This window comes from Pseudomonas sp. CP-1 (assembly GCF_021213715.1).
GTDB lineage: Bacteria > Pseudomonadota > Gammaproteobacteria > Pseudomonadales > Pseudomonadaceae > Pseudomonas > Pseudomonas aeruginosa.
Genome location: NZ_JAJQKY010000013.1, coordinates 76925 through 92175, shown reverse-complemented (window position 1 = coordinate 92175; position 15251 = coordinate 76925). Strand labels below are relative to the sequence as shown.

Sequence of the window (15251 nt, the reverse complement as noted above, 5' to 3'; positions counted from 1 at the left end):
GGACCGTGCCCGGCCAGGTAAGCCGCATGCCCAGACATTCGTACCGATCCGGCAGGACATCGGCGCTTCTGCTCGTCCTGCTGGCGAGCATCGCCCAGGCGCGGGCAAGCGTGGTGGTGACCGGGACCCGGGTGATCTATCCCGGCGAGGCACGGGAGAAGACCGTGCAACTGAGCAATCGCGATGCGTTTCCCAACGTCGTCCAGGCCTGGGTCGACATCGACGCCCCGGACGCGCCGCCGGATCAGGCGGACGCGCCGTTCCTGGTCAACCCGGCGGTATTCCGCATGGCCCCGGACAGCGGCCAGACGCTGCGCATCGTCTACACCGGGCAGGGCCTGCCGGGCGATCGCGAATCGCTGTTCCATCTCAACGTCCTGCAGATCCCGCCACGCAACAGCAGCCATGCGGATCGGAACCAGATGCTGCTGATGCTGCGCAATCGCCTGAAGCTGTTCTACCGCCCGGCGGGCATCCATGGCCGTCCCGAGGACCTGCCCGGGCAACTGCGTTTCGCACTGGTCCGGCGCAGCGCCGGCTGGGCGGTGCGGGTGGACAACCCGAGCGGCTACTACGCCTCGTTCGCCAGCGCCACGCTCAGCGTCGGCCAGCGCCGCTGGCGCTTGCGCAGCGGCATGCTGGAGCCGCGCAGCCATGCCGAATGGCAGGCCGAAACCCGCGAAGCCCTGCCGCCGGGACGTGTGCGCCTGCACGCGCTGCTGATCAACGACTACGGCGCCCATATGGATATCCGTCATGACCTATCGCCATGAACGCCGCTGCCGCACCGGCACGGCCCTGATGGCGGGCGGCATGGCGCTGGCGGCGAGCGCCTTCGGTCATGCCCAGCCCGGCTACGAATTCGATGATCGCCTGTTGCTCGGCTCTTCCCTGGGCGGCGGCGACCTGTCGCGCTTCAACCAGGACGGTCGGATCGATCCGGGTCGCTATCACGTCGATGTCTACCTCAACGAGCGCTTCGCCAGCCGCAGCGAAGTGAGTTTCCGCGCCAACCCCGCCAGCGGCGCGGTGGAGCCCTGCCTCGAGGAAGACTTCCTGCGCCAGCGCCTCGGCGCCAAGCCTGGCGAAAAGCCGCGCAAGAGCGACGAAGGTGCCCACTGCGCCTTTCTCGACACGCGCCTGCCCGGCTCGCGGTTCAGCCTGGACGTCGCCCGCCTGCGCCTGGACCTCTCGGTGCCGCAGGCCTTGCTCGACCTCAAGCCGCGCGGCTACGTCAGCCCCGAGGAGTGGGACGCCGGCGACAGCATGGGCTTCGTCAACTACGACACCAACCTCTATCGCTCCGACTACCGCGGCGGCGAATCGGGACGATCGGACTACGCCTATGTCGGCCTGAACAGCGGCATCAACCTCGGCCTGTGGCGTTTGCGCCACCAGTCCAACTACACCTATTCCCGCTACAACGGGCAGGCCAGGCGCAAGTGGAACGGCATCCGCACCTATGCCCAGCGCGCCTTGCCGGCCTGGCGCAGCGAACTGACGGCGGGGGAGAGCTACACCACCGGCAACCTGCTCGGCAGCATCGGCTACCGCGGCCTGAGCCTGGCCACCGACGACCGCATGCTGCCCGAGTCCCTGCGCCGCTATGCGCCGCAGGTGCGCGGCACCGCGGCCACCGCGGCGCGGGTGGTGATCAGCCAGAACGGCAGGAAGATCCGCGAGGTGAATGTCGCCCCCGGTCCGTTCGTCATCGACGATCTCTACGACAGCGCCTATGCCGGCGATCTGGATGTCCAGGTGTTCGAAGCCGATGGCAGCGTATCGAGCTTCAGCGTGCCGTTCGCCTCGGTCCCGGAGTCCATGCGTCCCGGCCTGTCGCGCTACAGCTTCACCCTGGGCCAGGCGCGCCAGTACGGTGACGGCGACGACCTGTTCGCCGACTTCACCTACCAGCGCGGCATGAGCAACGCCCTGACCGCCAACCTGGGACTGCGTGTCGCCGACGACTACCTGGCCATGCTGGGCGGCGGCGTCCTCGCCACCCGCTTCGGCGCCTTCGGCCTGAACAGCACCTATTCCAGCGCACGCGTCGAGGATGGCGCGCGCAAGCAGGGCTGGCGCATCGGGCTCGACTACAGCCGGACCTTCCAGCCCACCGGCACTACCCTGACCCTGGCCGGCTACCGCTATTCCACCGAAGGCTACCGCGAACTCGGCGACGTGCTCGGCTCGCGCGACGCACTGCGCCACGGGGACACCTGGGATTCCGGCAGCTACAAGCAGCGCAACCAGTTCAACCTACTGGTGAGCCAGGCCCTCGGCGGTTACGGCAACCTCTATCTTTCCGGCTCCTCCAGCGATTTCTACGACGGCAAGAGCCGCGACACCCAATTGCAGTTCGGCTACTCCAACACCTGGGGGCAGTTGAGCTACAACCTCGCCTGGTCGCGGCAGACCACCACCTACTACCAGGAGCAGGGCGACCAGGACCCTGGCGTCGAGCTGCTCCGGCGCGACCGGCGCAGCGGCCAGCGCAACGACACCCTGACCCTCAGCGTCTCCATGCCGCTGGGTTCTTCCAGTCGGGCGCCGACGCTCAGCGCCATGGCTACCCGGCGCTCCGGCGACAGCCGTGGCGGCAGCCTGCAAACCGGGCTGAACGGTACGCTGGGCGACGAGCGTACCTGGAGCTACGCGCTGTCCGCCAACCGCGACAGCGAAGTCGCCGACACCACCTGGAACGGCACCTTGCAGAAGCAGGCGGCGCTGGCCACCGTGAATGCCGGCTATGCCCAGGGCGATCGCTACCGGCAATACAGCGGCGGCATCCGTGGCGCGCTGGTCGCCCACCGCGACGGGCTGACCCTTGGCCCCAGCGTCGGCGATACCTTCGCCCTGGTCGAGGCCAAGGGCGCCAGCGGTGCCGCGATACGCGGCGGGCAGGGCGCGCGCATCGACGGCAACGGCTATGCGCTGGCCCCCTCGCTGTCGCCCTATCGCTACAACCCGATCTCCCTCGATCCCGTTGGCATCGATCCCGACGCCGAACTGCTGGAAACCGAGCGCAAGGTCGCGCCCTACGCCGGTGCCAGCGTGCGCGTGACGTTCAGGACGCTGACCGGCCATCCGCTGCTGATCCAAGCACGGCGCGAGGACGGCAGTGTGCTGCCGCTCGGCGCCGTGGTGGTCGACGACGGCGGGGCGGCCATCGGCATGGTCGGGCAGGGCGGCCAGGTCTATGCGCGCGCGGAAAACCAGCGGGGCAGGTTGCTGGTGCAATGGGGAACGGCACGGCAGGAGCGTTGCGAGCTGCCCTACGACCTGGCCGGCGCGCCCCGCGACCAGGTGCTGATCCGCCTGCGCGGCACCTGCCGGGCAGCCGCCATCGATTCCAACCCGGAGACCGCCAGATGAACCACATGATTCTCCTGTCGTCCGCGCTGGCCCTCGGCGTGTCGCTGGGGTTTCCCGCCAGCGCCCAGGCAACCTGCTACCGGGTCACCTCGGTAGGCAGCGAGACGACCACCTCGACCACCCAGATCCGCCCCGGCGAAGGCACTGCGGGCAGTTGGACCGGCGCCTGCGACACCTGCAATGGCTCGCTCGGCCTGCCCAGCGTGGTCAACGTCAGCGACGAGAGTTTCCAGCCCTATCCGACGCTCATCGCCAGCGCGGTGGCGCCGCTGACCCAGTACGGCGCCACCGGCGGCTACGACCCCGAGCGGGTGTTCTTCCGCTGTAGCGCCGGGGACGCCGTCTACGAGATGTTTTCTACCAACGGCGACGATCTCTATAGCGGCTACTACACCGGCGCCGACACGGTGGGCAACGACATCGGCCTGCAGGATGCCTACCGGACCGCCTGGCCCAACGTGCTGCTGCGCCTGACCAACGTCGAGACGGGGGAAACCATCACGCCGATCTGGAAGGAGCGCCAGCTCTCCGGGCTGGACATCGACTCGCGCGGCTTCCAGCTGGTCAAGGCGAAGAACCTCGCAGCGGTACGCGCCGAGCTGTACAGCGCGCCGCTGGAGGCGATCCGCTACTACTCGCCGACGATCCTCTCGCAGCCCTATTCCTACACCCAGCCGGCGGCCTACATCGCCATCAAGGGGCCGGGCCTGACCGCGCCGACCGTCGGCCAGGCGCACGTGGGCGGCAACTGGGGCGGCTGGTACAGCAACTGGCCGGGTGCCATCGGCCTGTACCGCTACGTGACCCTGAAACGCTATCCCACCTGCGCGGTGATGACGGTCACCCCGCACGTGCAGTTCCCGCCCATCACCCTGGCCGAGATCGATAGCGGCGGCGTGCGCGAGGCGCCCTTCGAACTCACCTTCAAGTGCCAGAGCGGCATGACCAACGGCACCGGGGCCGGCGCCACGGCGCTGGGCATCCGCGTGTCCAGCGGGGCCCTGGCGGCCAGCCCGGCGCTGGGCCTGGTCAACGCCAGTGGCGGACTGTCCTACCTGCTCTCCGACCGTTACGGGGAGCCGGGCATTGCCCGTGGGGTCGGCATCCGCATCTACCGCGACGGCACGCCGATGACGCTCCTGGCCAACGAGAACTCCGCCGGCGGCAGCAACGCCGAGGCCACCGGCTGGTACCCCGCCATCGGTGGCGCGACCCAGGCCAACGGCGGTAGCGGCGGCATCGACCTGTACCGCGAAACCTTCCGCGCGCGCCTGGAGAAACTCGCGCTCGGCAGCCAGCCCGGCGTCACGGCGGGGCGAGTCGAGGCCACGGCGCAGGTGGTTATCCGTGTCCAGTAGGCGCGCGCTCGCGCTGCTGGCCATGCTTTGCCTCGCGCCGACGAGCGAGGCCGGAGTGACCGCGGAGCGCACCCGCCTGGTGTTCGTGGAGGGCCAGCGCGAGGCCTCGTTGCTGCTGGTCAACCAGAATCCCTACCCGGTGCTGGTGCAGGCGTGGGTCGATGACGGCGCCCTCGACGGCGAACCGGATACCGCGCTGGCTCCATTCCTGCCGCTGCCGTCCGTATTCCGCCTGGAGCCGGGACGCCAGCGCAGCCTGCGCCTGCTGGCTACCGGCCAGGCCCAGGCACGGGATCGCGAATCGCTGTACTGGCTGAACATCTACGAGATCCCCCCGCAAGCCACCGCCGAGGCCGCTGGCCGGCCCCGGCTCACGGTCACCCTGCGAACCCAGATGAAGGTGCTGTACCGCCCGCACGGCCTGCATCCGCACGCCGAGGACGCGGCCGCCGAACTGGGCTTCGCGCTGCGCGACGAGACCCTGCGGGTGGACAACCCGACGCCGTACTTCGTGTCCCTGGCGGGGCTGGCGCTGGAGATAGGGGAGACGCGCCTGGATCTGCCCGGAACGCTGCTGGCTCCGCGCTCGCAACGACGCCTCGGCCTGCCGCGGCGGGTGGACGGCGGGACGCGCGGCGAGGTGGCGTTCGACTGGATCGACGACAACGGCGTCAGCCGCCAGGAAAGGAAAGCTCTACAGTGAACAGTTCCCCACAGGCTCGCCAGCACGAGCACCCGCCGGCCGTTGCCGCCTCCCTGGCCGGCGACCTGCGCCTGGCCCGGCGTTTCCAGGCCGCCCTGGCGCGCGGCCGGGTGCGCCTGGACTGGCAGGCCGTACGGCATGCCGGGCATCCGGAATGGGAGCCGCTCTACCGGGAAACCCTGCTCAGGGTCACGGCCGCCAGCGGCGAGCCGCCGTTGCCGACCCAGGAACTGATCCTGGCGCTGGAGCGGCTCGGCCTGATACGCCTGCTCGATCGCTGCGTGCTGGGTACGGTCCTCGACCGGCTGAACGCCGAGCCTACCTTGCGCCTGGCCTGCAACCTGTCGCGCCAGAGCGCGGCGATGGATGCCTGGTGGGAAGCCGTCTGCCGATGGCTGGCCGCCCGTCCGCAGGTGGCACGGCGGCTGACGCTGGAGCTGACCGAGACCGCCGTGGGCGAGAGAGTCGCGACCCGGGAGTTCATCCGACGCCTGCGCGAACATGGCGTGCGCATCGCGATAGATGACTTCGGCGCGGCGCACAACAACCTGGACTTCGTCCTCGATGCCCGTCCCGACGTGATCAAGATCGATTGCCGGTATACCCGCGAAGCACGTCGCTCGGCGAAGGGCGCCGAAGTGCTGCGCCACCTGCTGGCCCTGTGCCGCGAACTGGCGCCCTGCGTGGTCCTGGAAGGTCTCGAGGAGGACGATGCGTTCGCCCGGCTGCCGACCGGGGACGTCTATCTCCAGGGCAACGCGATCGCGCCGCCGATGCGGGTCGAACCGCCGCTGTCCGTACGCCGGCCGAAGAGCCGGGCGCGGATCGAGGCGCTGGCGAGCCGCCAGGGGTGACCGGGGAGGGCGCCCGGCCTGGCACGGTCGGCGAAAAATCTGAACGGTCGGCCAGCGGCGCCGTCACAGCAGCGACGATGCCGAGGTGCGTTGTGCCGAAGTCCCGGCATTTTTTCCCTGTCACGCCAACGGAGTCGACCATGAACAGAGCAATCAGCCTTCCCCTCAAGGGAGCCGCCTGGCTCCTGCTGGTCCTGGCCCTGCCTTTCGCCAACGCCCAGGACATGAACAAGACCGCGCCACAGACCTTCGTCAGCGAGGCCTCGGCGGCCGGCGTGGCGGAAATCGAAGCCGGCAAGATGGCGCTGGAAAAGAGCACCGCCGCCGATGTGAAGGTATTCGCCAAGCAGATGATCGACGACCACGGCAAGGTCAACGCCGAACTGCGCAGCCTGGCCGAGCGCAAGAAACTGGAGGTCGAAGACGACGCCAGCCTGACCGACAAGGCCAAGGCGACCCTGCTCGACCTGCGCGACGCCTCCTTCGACCCGGCCTACGCCAACAACCAGGTGGCGGCCCACGAGAAAGCCGTGGAACTCTTCACCCAGGCCGCAGACAACCTCACCGACCCGGAACTGCAGGCCTTCGCCAAGACCCACCTGCCGGCCCTGAAGCACCACCTGGAAATGGCCCGCGCGCTGGCCAAGGCGCACCCATCCAAGTAACGCCCCCGCGGGCGGAGCCTGGCCAGGCATGAGCTTCAGCCTGTGGTTGCTGGTACTGGGCTGCATCCTGCTGACGCTCGGCCTGGCCTCGGCCTACCTGCGCCTGCTGCCGGTCAGCACCTCGTTCCTCTACCTGCTGTTCGGCCTGGCCATCGGCCCGGCCGGGCTGCATGCCTGGCGCAGTGGCCTGGCGGACATCAGCGGCTGGTTCGAACACCTCGCCGAGGCGGCCCTGCTGATCTCGCTGTTCATCGGCGGCCTCAAGCTGCGCCTGCCGCTGCGCTCGCCGGCCTGGACCGCCGCCTGGCTGCTGGCCGGACCGGTCCTGCTCGGCTGTATCCTCGGCCTGACCCTGGGCGCGCATTTCCTGTTCGGCCTGGACTGGGGGCTGGCCTTGCTGGTCGCGGCGATCCTCGCGCCCACCGACCCGGTGCTGGCCAGCGACATCCAGGTCAACCACGCCGGCGACGACGATCGCCTGCGCTACGCCGTATCCGGCGAGGCGGGACTCAACGACGGCATCGCCTTTCCCTTCGTCATCGCCGCCCTGCTGCTGATCGGTCAGGGCGGCGGCCTGCCTGGCGAGTTCGACCGCAGCGGCCTGGACTGGCTGTTGCGCGACGTCCTCTGGGCCATCCCCGCCGGATTGCTGGTGGGCTATTGCCTGGGCCATGGCCTCGGCCGCCTGGCCATCCACCTGCGGGCGCGGCACACCGACACCTCGGTGTCGGCCAACGACTTCCTCGCCCTGGCGCTGATCGCGCTGTCCTATGTCGGCGCCGACGCGCTGGGCGGCTGGGGCTTCCTCGCCAGCTTCGCCGCCGGGATCGGCCTGCGCCACGCCGAGGTGGCGACGCTGGGACACGCCTCGGCACCGGCCGAGGCGCAGGCGGCCGCCGCCGACGTGCGCGAGGCCGGGCAGGCCAGCGGCACCATCGAGTATGGCGCCGACCGCAGCGAACACCCGAAGGTGGCAGCCGGCGCGGTGATGCTCGACGTGCTCTCCTTCGGCAACCTGCTGGAGCGCTCGCTGGAAGTGCTGCTGGTGACCCTGCTCGGCGCCATGCTCTACCAGCACTGGGACTGGCGCGCGCTGCCGCTGGCGCTGCTGCTGTTCTGCGTGTGCCGGCCGGCGATGGTCTGGCTGCTGGTCGGCCGGCGGCTGATGCACCCGGCGCAGCGGCGCCTGCTCGGCTGGTTCGGCATCCGCGGCATCGGCAGCCTGTACTACCTCAGCTACGCGCTGAACCAGGGGCTGCCTACGGCGCTCGCGCATACCGCCAGCGACCTGGTGCTGAGCCTCGTCGCCCTGAGCATCTGCGTGCACGGCCTGAGCATCCAGCCGCTGCTGATGCGCCACGCGCGCAGCGTCAGTCGCCGCGATCGGGAATGATCGAGATCTTGCCGTTCTTCTCGAGGATGGCGAAGCGGATCTGCTCCATGCGTTCCAGGCCCTGGGTCTCGCGGGCGGCCAGGAGAATGTCTTCCTCGCGCAGGCGGGCCTCGGCCAGGCGTGCGTGCAATGGCCTGCCGTACTCGACGATGAGCGTCGGCGAGCCCTCGATCAGGGTGTCGAGCTTCGGATGGCGCAGCTTGAGCAGGGACAGACCGACGTCGATGACGATCAGGGTGATGATCACCAGTACCGCGTTGACCAGCGAGAAGTCGTCGCCCAGCAGCGCCTGCTGGGTGGCTTCGCCGATGATCATCAGCAGCAGCAGGTCGAAGGTGGTGATGTCGGTCAGTGAACGCCGCCCGGCGATGCGGAAGAGTACCAGCAGGACCAGGTAGAGCGCGGCGGCTCGCAGTACGGAATCCATCGTGCGCCTCCTCGGAACGGATGACTCAGGGGTAGATGAACTGGTCGAAGGCCAGGCTTTCGCCGGCGAACTCCAGTCGACTGGCGACTTCGCCGAGCTGGTTCGGCAACAACGTCAGGAACAGGCTCAGGCGACCGTCTTCGTCGAGCCTTCCCTCCAGTTCCAGGCCACCCCGCCAGCTGTGACTGCGCAGCGGTTGCGGTTGCAGGCTCTGGATGCTGTGCGCCTGTAGCAGTCCGCCGCCCAGGCGCACGCCAACCTCGGTGCCCGGCGCGCCGCGCAGATCGATGCGCAGGCGGCTGGCGGCGCCGCTGCGTTCGAAACGCTCGTAGGCCAGGGTCAGCCTGCCGCTGTCGCTGACCAGCGTCCGCGAACTCAGAGGCCCGCCGGCGAACACTCCGGTCAGCGCCAGGAGGATCACCCCGAGCAGGACCCACAGGCCCGCCCGTTCGAAACGCCAGGCGCGGCGCTGGCTTTCCAGGCGCTCCGGGATCGGATACTCGCGCTGGTCGAACGCATCGTCTGCGGCGTCTTCTGGGGCAGGGCGCATGGCTGGCTCCTTCGCTCGCGGTCTCTCAGGCTGGACCCCGGTCGACGCGGTTGGTGCCGGCGGGCTTACCAGCGGTCGGCGCGGATCGGGCAATCTGCACGATGAACAGGCGCCTTCCGGGCACTCTGCTGATCGCACTTTGCGATCAGCCCGCGCCCAATCGCCGTGGTCACGCTGCTCCGGCGCAAGCGGGGCGGACGGCGCGAACCTTGCAGCGAAGCCTTCCTGACAATCCGACAGGGAGAACCATGGTGAACGGAGAAAACAAGATCGTCCTGGTCCTCGAAGAACACGCCGAGCAGCTCTGGCGGATCGAGGAATTCCTCCTCGATCGAGGCTACGCGGTGCTCAGCGCGGCGAGTCGCGACGAAGCCCTCGACCACCTGGCCTCGGACGCGGTGATCGACTTGTTCCTGCTCAGCGAGCAGCTCGAAGGTCCTCTGAGCGGCAGCATGCTCATCGAAACCAGCCTGCCGGTGCGCCCGCGGATGCGGGTGATCCTGCTCAGCGACAGCGCTCGCGTCGGCATCGACCCGGCGGCACCCTATCCGGTGCTGCTCAAACCGGTGACCCTGGAAGAACTGGGGAAAGCCATCGACCTGGTCCTGCACAGCGCGCCGGTCTGCCCCGGCGTCTGACCACCGAGGAGCCCACCATGCCCAGCAGCAAGCCGCTCGCCGAGTACGCCCGCAAGCGCGATTTCCGCCAGACCCCGGAGCCCAGCGGCCGCAAGCCTCGCAAGGACAGCACCGGTCTGCTCCGCTATTGCGTCCAGAAGCACGACGCCAGCCGCCTGCACTACGACTTCCGCCTGGAGCTGGATGGCACCCTGAAGAGCTGGGCGGTGCCCAAGGGGCCGTGCCTCGACCCGGCGGTGAAGCGGCTCGCGGTGCAGGTTGAGGACCATCCGCTGGACTATGCCGATTTCGAAGGCAGCATCCCCCAGGGGCACTACGGCGCCGGCGATGTCATCGTCTGGGACCGAGGCGCCTGGACGCCTCTGGACGATCCGCGCGAGGGCCTGGAAAAGGGCCATCTCAGCTTCGCCCTGGATGGCGAGAAACTCTCCGGGCGTTGGCACCTGATCCGCACCAACCTGCGCGGCAAGCAGCCCCAGTGGTTCCTGGTCAAGGCCAAGGACGGCGAGGCGCGCAGCCTGGATCGCTTCGACGTGCTGAAGGAGCGTCCCGACAGCGTGCTCAGCGAGCGTACGCTGCTGCCCCGCCATGGCGAAGCCGCCACGCCCGCGGCCAGGCCGGCGCGACGCGGCAAGAGCGGGGGGAAGACGCCGATGCCCGAATGGATCGCCCCCGAGCTGGCCAGCCTGGTCGAGCAGCCTCCGCGAGGGGAGTGGGCCTACGAACTCAAGCTGGACGGCTATCGGCTGATGAGCCGCATCGAAGACGGCCGCGTGCGCCTGCTGACCCGCAACGGCCATGACTGGACCGAACGCCTGCCGCACCTGGAGAAGGCCTTGGCCGGGCTCGGTCTGCAGCGCAGTTGGCTGGACGGCGAACTGGTGGTCCTCGACGAGAAGGGTCGACCGGACTTCCAGGCCCTGCAGAACGCCTTCGAGGAAGGTCGCGGCGAGAACATCCTGTACGTCCTCTTCGACCTGCCGTACCACGAAGGCGAGGATCTGCGCGATGTCGCCCTGGAGGAGCGCCGCGCGCGCCTGGAGGCGCTGCTGGAAGGGCGCGACGAAGACCCGCTGCGGTTCTCCGCGACGCTCGCGGAAGACCCCCGCGACCTGCTGGCCAGCGCCTGCAAGCTCGGTCTCGAAGGCGTGATCGGCAAGCGTCTGGGCAGCGCCTACCGTTCGCGCCGCAGCAACGACTGGATCAAGCTGAAGTGCCAGTTGCGCCAGGAGTTCGTGATCGTCGGCTATACCGAGCCGAAGGGCTCTCGCCGGCATATCGGCGCCTTGCTGCTCGGCCTCTACAGCCCTGACGAGGAGCGCCGGCTGCGCTATGCCGGCAAGGTCGGCAGCGGCTTCACCGCGGCCAGCCTGAAGAAGGTCCGTGAGCGCCTGGAACCCCTCGCGGTCCGCTCCAGCCCATTGGCGAAGGTGCCGCCGGCGCGCGAGACCGGGTCGGTGCAGTGGGTGCGCCCGCAACAGCTGTGCGAGGTTTCCTATGCGCAGATGACCCGTGGCGGGATCATCCGCCAGGCAGTGTTCCACGGCTTGCGCGAAGACAAGCCGGCGCGCGAGGTGACCGGCGAGCGTCCCGCCGGCCCGCCGTCGCTGCGCGGCGCGCGCAAGGCCGGCGCCGGTGCGTCGCGGGCGGCCACCGCCGGCGTGCGCATCAGCCATCCGCAGCGGCTGATCGACCCGTCGATCCAGGCCAGCAAGCTGGAACTCGCCGAGTTCCATGCGCGCTACGCCGACCTGCTCCTGCGCGACCTGCGCGAGCGCCCGGTGTCGCTGGTGCGCGGCCCCGACGGAATCGGCGGCGAACTGTTCTTCCAGAAGCACGCGGCGCGCCTGAAGATCCCCGGCATCGTCCAGCTCGACCCGGCGCTCGATCCCGGTCATCCGCCGCTGTTGCAGATCCGCAGCGCCGAGGCGCTGGTCGGCGCGGTGCAGATGGGCAGCATCGAATTCCATACCTGGAACGCCAGCCTGGCCAACCTGGAGCGGCCCGACCGTTTCGTCCTCGACCTCGACCCGGACCCGGCGCTGCCGTGGAAGCGCATGCTCGAAGCGACCCAGCTGAGCCTGACGTTGCTCGACGAGCTGGGCCTGCGCGCCTTCCTCAAGACCAGCGGCGGCAAGGGCATGCACCTGCTGGTGCCGCTGGAGCGCCGGCATGGCTGGGACGAGGTCAAGGATTTCGCCCAGGCCATCTCCCAGCACTTGGCGCGCCTGATGCCGGAGCGTTTCTCGGCGGTTTCCGGGCCGCGCAACCGGGTCGGCAAGATCTTCGTCGACTACCTGCGCAACAGCCGCGGCGCCAGCACCGTGGCCGCCTACTCGGTGCGTGCCCGCGAAGGGTTGCCGGTGTCGGTACCGGTGTTCCGCGAGGAACTCGACTCGCTGCAGGGCGCCAACCAATGGAACCTGCGCAGTCTGCCGCAGCGCCTCGACGAACTCGCCGGCGACGATCCCTGGGCCGACTACGCCGGCACCCGCCAGCGCATCAGCGCGGCCATGCGGCGCCAGCTCGGGCGCGGCTGACCGTCCGCGAAAAAGGCGGAACTCCCCCGGCGCACAGGGCCTCCACCATGCAACGAGATGCCGAGGAGGCCCCCGATGGATACCGCCTACCTGATCCTCGCGCTGCTGGTCCTGTTGCTCCTGGTGGATGCCTGGGCCATCAACAGCGTGCTCCGCAGCGACAGCTCCGCCAGTCGCAAGCTCGGCTGGTCGCTGCTGATCCTGCTCCTGCCCGTGCTCGGCCTGGTCCTCTGGGGCTGGACCGGCCCCCGTGGCTTGCGCCCGGTGACCTCACCGGAACACAGCAAGTGAACCCCACTGGAGACTGCCCATGAACAGCGAAACCTGTGCCTGTCCCAAATGCACCTGCCAGCCCGGCGCCGATGCCGTCGAACGCGACGGCCAGCACTATTGCTGCGCGGCCTGCGCCAGCGGCCACCCCCAGGGCGAGCCGTGTGGCGACGCCGATTGCCCCTGTGGCGGCACCACCCGGCCCCAGGTGGCGGAGGATCGCCAGCTGGACGATGCGTTGAAGGAGACCTTTCCCGCCAGCGACCCGATCTCGCCCTGAGGAGCGTGCCATGCCCGACCTGCAACTCGCGGACGAGGCCTCTCGCCTGGTGGCCTACCTGCGTAGCGCCGACCTCAGCCTGATCACCGCGGAATCCTGTACTGCCGGGCAGATCAGCGCCGAACTGTCGGCGGTGGCCGGCAGCGGCAAGGTGATGGAAGGCGGCTTCGTCGTCTATTCGCCGGCGGCCAAGCTTGCCCTGCTGGGGCTCGACCCGAACTGGCTGGAGCGTTTCAACCTGACCAGCGTGGAGGTCGCCGAGGCCATGGCCAGGGCGGCCCTGCAACGCAGTCCGGCGAGCGCCGCGCTGGCGGTCACGGGGTTGCTCGGCAGTGAAGCGAAGGACGGCATCCCGCCCGGTACCGTGTGCTTCGCCTGGGCCTTCCGGTTGCCCGCCGGCCTCGCCCTGTTCTCGCGCCGCGAGCGCTTCCACGGCGACCCCGCGCGGATGCGCCGGGAAGCCACCCGCTGGGCGCTGCGGCGCCTGCCTGAATTCCATCAACGCGCCTTGCGCGGCGAACGCGCCTGAGGCGTCCGACAGAGAGGAAACCACCATGAGCGAACAGCGACAGACCCTGCCGGCGCAGCACCAGGACCAACGTCCCGGCCACGAAAGCGAGATGCAGCCGAAGCCGGAGTTCGTTTCCGCCGATTACCGTCCGGCGGCCAAGCTGGAGGGTAAGGTGGCCCTGGTCACCGGCGGCGACAGTGGTATCGGCCGCGCGGTGGCGGTGGCTTTCGCCCGCGAGAAGGCGGATGTGCTGCTGGTCTACCTGGATGAGAACGAAGACGCGGCGAAGACCCGCGAGATCATCGAGTCGCTCGGCCGCCAGTGCCTGGCGTTCGCCGGCGACGTCGCCGACGCCGGATTCTGCCGCCAGGTGGTGGACACGCTAAGGCAGAAATGGGGGCGCCTCGACGTGTTGGTCAACAACGCCGGCGAGCAGCATCCGCAGGCGCGCCTGGAGGACATCAGCGAAGAGCAGTGGGAGAAGACCTTCCGCACCAACATCTTCGGCATGTTCCAGTTGACCAAGGCGGCCCTGCCGCTGATGGGCAAGGGCGGGGCGATCATCAACACCACCTCGATCACCGCCTACAAGGGCAACCCCCAGCTGATCGACTATTCCTCGACCAAGGGCGCGATCACCTCGTTCACCCGCTCGCTGTCGATGAACCTGGTCAACCGCGGCATCCGCGTCAACGCCGTGGCCCCGGGCCCGATCTGGACGCCGCTGATCCCGTCCACCTTCAGCGCCGAGAAGGTCGCCCACTTCGGCGCGGATACGCCGATGGGCCGGCCCGGCCAGCCGGAAGAGCTGGCCGCCAGCTACGTCTACCTGGCCTGTAACGACTCGTCCTACGTCAGCGGCCAGGTGCTGCACGTCAACGGCGGTACGGTGGTCAACGGCTGAGGCGCCCCGGCGGCCGCGTTCACTCGCGTGCCGCCGCCGGCAGCAGGGGGTAGACCCGCACCGCGCTCAGACGCTGCGGGAACAGCAGGGGATAGCAGAGTTGCAGGCGAACGTGCGCCTCGCTGGTGCTGAGGGTTGGCGCGAAAGTGGTGAGCACGGTCCGGCCGGGTTGTCCGGCGTCTGAGAAATGAACCATGAAAGCCTGCATCGGAGCGCTCCTGCCGGAATACGGGAAAGGTCACTGCTCAGTGAAGCTGCGCTCCAGCTCTCGCGCCAGTTCGCGCACCGACCGTTGGCAACGACATTCCTCCCGACTGACGCCGGCGCCCGGCGGTTCCGTCGTGCGGCCCAGGCGGGCCGCCGGCGAAAAAGAATGAACCATCGCGGCCGCCGCGACTCCGCTTCTAGGTAGCCGGAACGGCCGGCCGCGACGCAGACAAGGAGCACGGCGATGAAACGCGACTGGGGGTTGATCAGGGATCTGCTGGAGCATCTGGAAAGCCTTGGCTTCGGCCAGCACTGGGAAGCGCGCGAGCTGCCCGGTCATTGCCGCGAGGCGGTGGCCTACCACTTGCAGTTGCTCAACCAGGCGCAACTGCTCTGCGGCAGCGTCCAGCATTCCTGGACCGGCCAGGAGCACTGGGTGGTCCACCACCTGACCCTGGCCGGCCACGACCTGCTCGACCGCCTGCGCCAGGAAAGCGCGGCGGCCGCCGTGCCGGTACGCAAGAGCGCCTGAGAAAACCCCGCAAGCACCGGCCTGCAGCGGCGGGCCGGAAGGAA

General features: G+C 69.2%; 16 protein-coding genes and 1 pseudogene. 14 read left to right on the top strand and 3 right to left on the bottom strand.

Annotated elements, in window-relative coordinates:
* The first annotated feature begins 26 nt into the window (after positions 1–26).
* The 7 genes from LT948_RS23100 to LT948_RS23070 all read left to right on the top strand — a co-directional run bounded on the left by LT948_RS23100 (position 27) and on the right by LT948_RS23070 (position 8348).
* On the top strand, positions 27–773 hold the full coding sequence (locus LT948_RS23100; protein WP_020750769.1) for a fimbrial biogenesis chaperone: 747 nt from the start codon (positions 27–29) through the stop codon (positions 771–773).
* On the top strand, positions 757–3375 hold the full coding sequence (locus LT948_RS23095; protein WP_073656893.1) for a fimbria/pilus outer membrane usher protein: 2619 nt from the start codon (positions 757–759) through the stop codon (positions 3373–3375). Before LT948_RS23100 ends, LT948_RS23095 begins: the two co-directional genes overlap by 17 nt.
* Positions 3372–4733, top strand: coding sequence for a fimbrial protein (locus tag LT948_RS23090; protein WP_003139578.1), 1362 nt, complete (start codon positions 3372–3374; stop codon positions 4731–4733). Before LT948_RS23095 ends, LT948_RS23090 begins: the two co-directional genes overlap by 4 nt.
* On the top strand, positions 4723–5436 hold the full coding sequence (locus tag LT948_RS23085) for a fimbrial biogenesis chaperone (RefSeq protein ID WP_073656892.1): 714 nt from the start codon (positions 4723–4725) through the stop codon (positions 5434–5436). The genes LT948_RS23090 and LT948_RS23085 overlap by 11 nt, the downstream gene beginning before the upstream one ends.
* Positions 5433–6290 (top strand): EAL domain-containing protein, encoded by an 858-nt coding sequence (locus LT948_RS23080; RefSeq protein ID WP_003109869.1) that lies wholly within the window; start codon positions 5433–5435, stop codon positions 6288–6290. Before LT948_RS23085 ends, LT948_RS23080 begins: the two co-directional genes overlap by 4 nt.
* A 140-nt stretch (positions 6291–6430) precedes the next feature.
* Complete coding sequence (locus LT948_RS23075) at positions 6431–6955, top strand: DUF4142 domain-containing protein (RefSeq protein ID WP_003088871.1); 525 nt, start codon at positions 6431–6433, stop codon at positions 6953–6955.
* Positions 6956–6983: 28 nt separating this feature from the next.
* Entirely contained in the window at positions 6984–8348 is a 1365-nt protein-coding gene (locus LT948_RS23070) for a cation:proton antiporter (protein ID WP_023098667.1), read from the top strand.
* Here the strand turns inward: LT948_RS23070 and LT948_RS23065 are convergent.
* Both LT948_RS23065 and LT948_RS23060 read right to left on the bottom strand, forming a co-directional pair.
* Positions 8326–8775: a DUF421 domain-containing protein gene (locus LT948_RS23065; protein ID WP_003088873.1), complete on the bottom strand. Its 450-nt coding sequence runs from the start codon at positions 8773–8775 to the stop codon at positions 8326–8328. The genes LT948_RS23070 and LT948_RS23065 overlap by 23 nt on opposite strands.
* Positions 8776–8800: 25 nt before the next feature.
* Positions 8801–9325, bottom strand: a complete 525-nt coding sequence (locus LT948_RS23060) for a hypothetical protein (protein WP_003088874.1) — start codon at positions 9323–9325, stop codon at positions 8801–8803.
* A gap of 248 nt (positions 9326–9573) precedes the next feature.
* Between LT948_RS23060 and LT948_RS23055 the strand changes: the two genes are divergently transcribed.
* The 6 genes and pseudogenes from LT948_RS23055 (at position 9574) to LT948_RS23030 (ending at position 14468) form a co-directional block, all read left to right on the top strand.
* Positions 9574–9963 (top strand): response regulator, encoded by a 390-nt coding sequence (locus tag LT948_RS23055; protein WP_003161880.1) that lies wholly within the window; start codon positions 9574–9576, stop codon positions 9961–9963.
* A 17-nt stretch (positions 9964–9980) separates the two neighbouring features.
* The gene (gene ligD, locus LT948_RS23050) at positions 9981–12503 is read left to right on the top strand and encodes a DNA ligase D (protein WP_023095706.1); all 2523 of its coding nucleotides are present in this window, start codon (positions 9981–9983) and stop codon (positions 12501–12503) included.
* A 75-nt stretch (positions 12504–12578) separates the two neighbouring features.
* Positions 12579–12794 carry a PLDc N-terminal domain-containing protein gene (locus LT948_RS23045; RefSeq protein ID WP_003088893.1) on the top strand — a complete coding sequence of 72 codons (216 nt, stop codon included), beginning with the start codon at positions 12579–12581 and terminating at the stop codon, positions 12792–12794.
* A gap of 19 nt (positions 12795–12813) precedes the next feature.
* Positions 12814–13053, top strand: coding sequence for a metallothionein (locus LT948_RS23040; RefSeq protein WP_003088895.1), 240 nt, complete (start codon positions 12814–12816; stop codon positions 13051–13053).
* 10 nt (positions 13054–13063) lie between these two features.
* Positions 13064–13611 (top strand): annotated as a pseudogene (locus LT948_RS23035) (CinA family protein).
* On the top strand, positions 13608–14468 hold the full coding sequence (locus LT948_RS23030; RefSeq protein WP_003109865.1) for an SDR family oxidoreductase: 861 nt from the start codon (positions 13608–13610) through the stop codon (positions 14466–14468). Before LT948_RS23035 ends, LT948_RS23030 begins: the two are co-directional and overlap by 4 nt.
* Positions 14469–14487: 19 nt before the next feature.
* On the opposite strand, the gene LT948_RS23025 is transcribed toward LT948_RS23030, so the two are convergent.
* Positions 14488–14664, bottom strand: coding sequence for a hypothetical protein (locus LT948_RS23025; RefSeq protein WP_169057975.1), 177 nt, complete (start codon positions 14662–14664; stop codon positions 14488–14490).
* Positions 14665–14919: 255 nt separating this feature from the next.
* Between LT948_RS23025 and LT948_RS23020 the strand changes: the two genes are divergently transcribed.
* Positions 14920–15207, top strand: coding sequence for a DUF2513 domain-containing protein (locus tag LT948_RS23020; RefSeq protein ID WP_003088904.1), 288 nt, complete (start codon positions 14920–14922; stop codon positions 15205–15207).
* Positions 15208–15251: the final 44 nt, after the last annotated feature.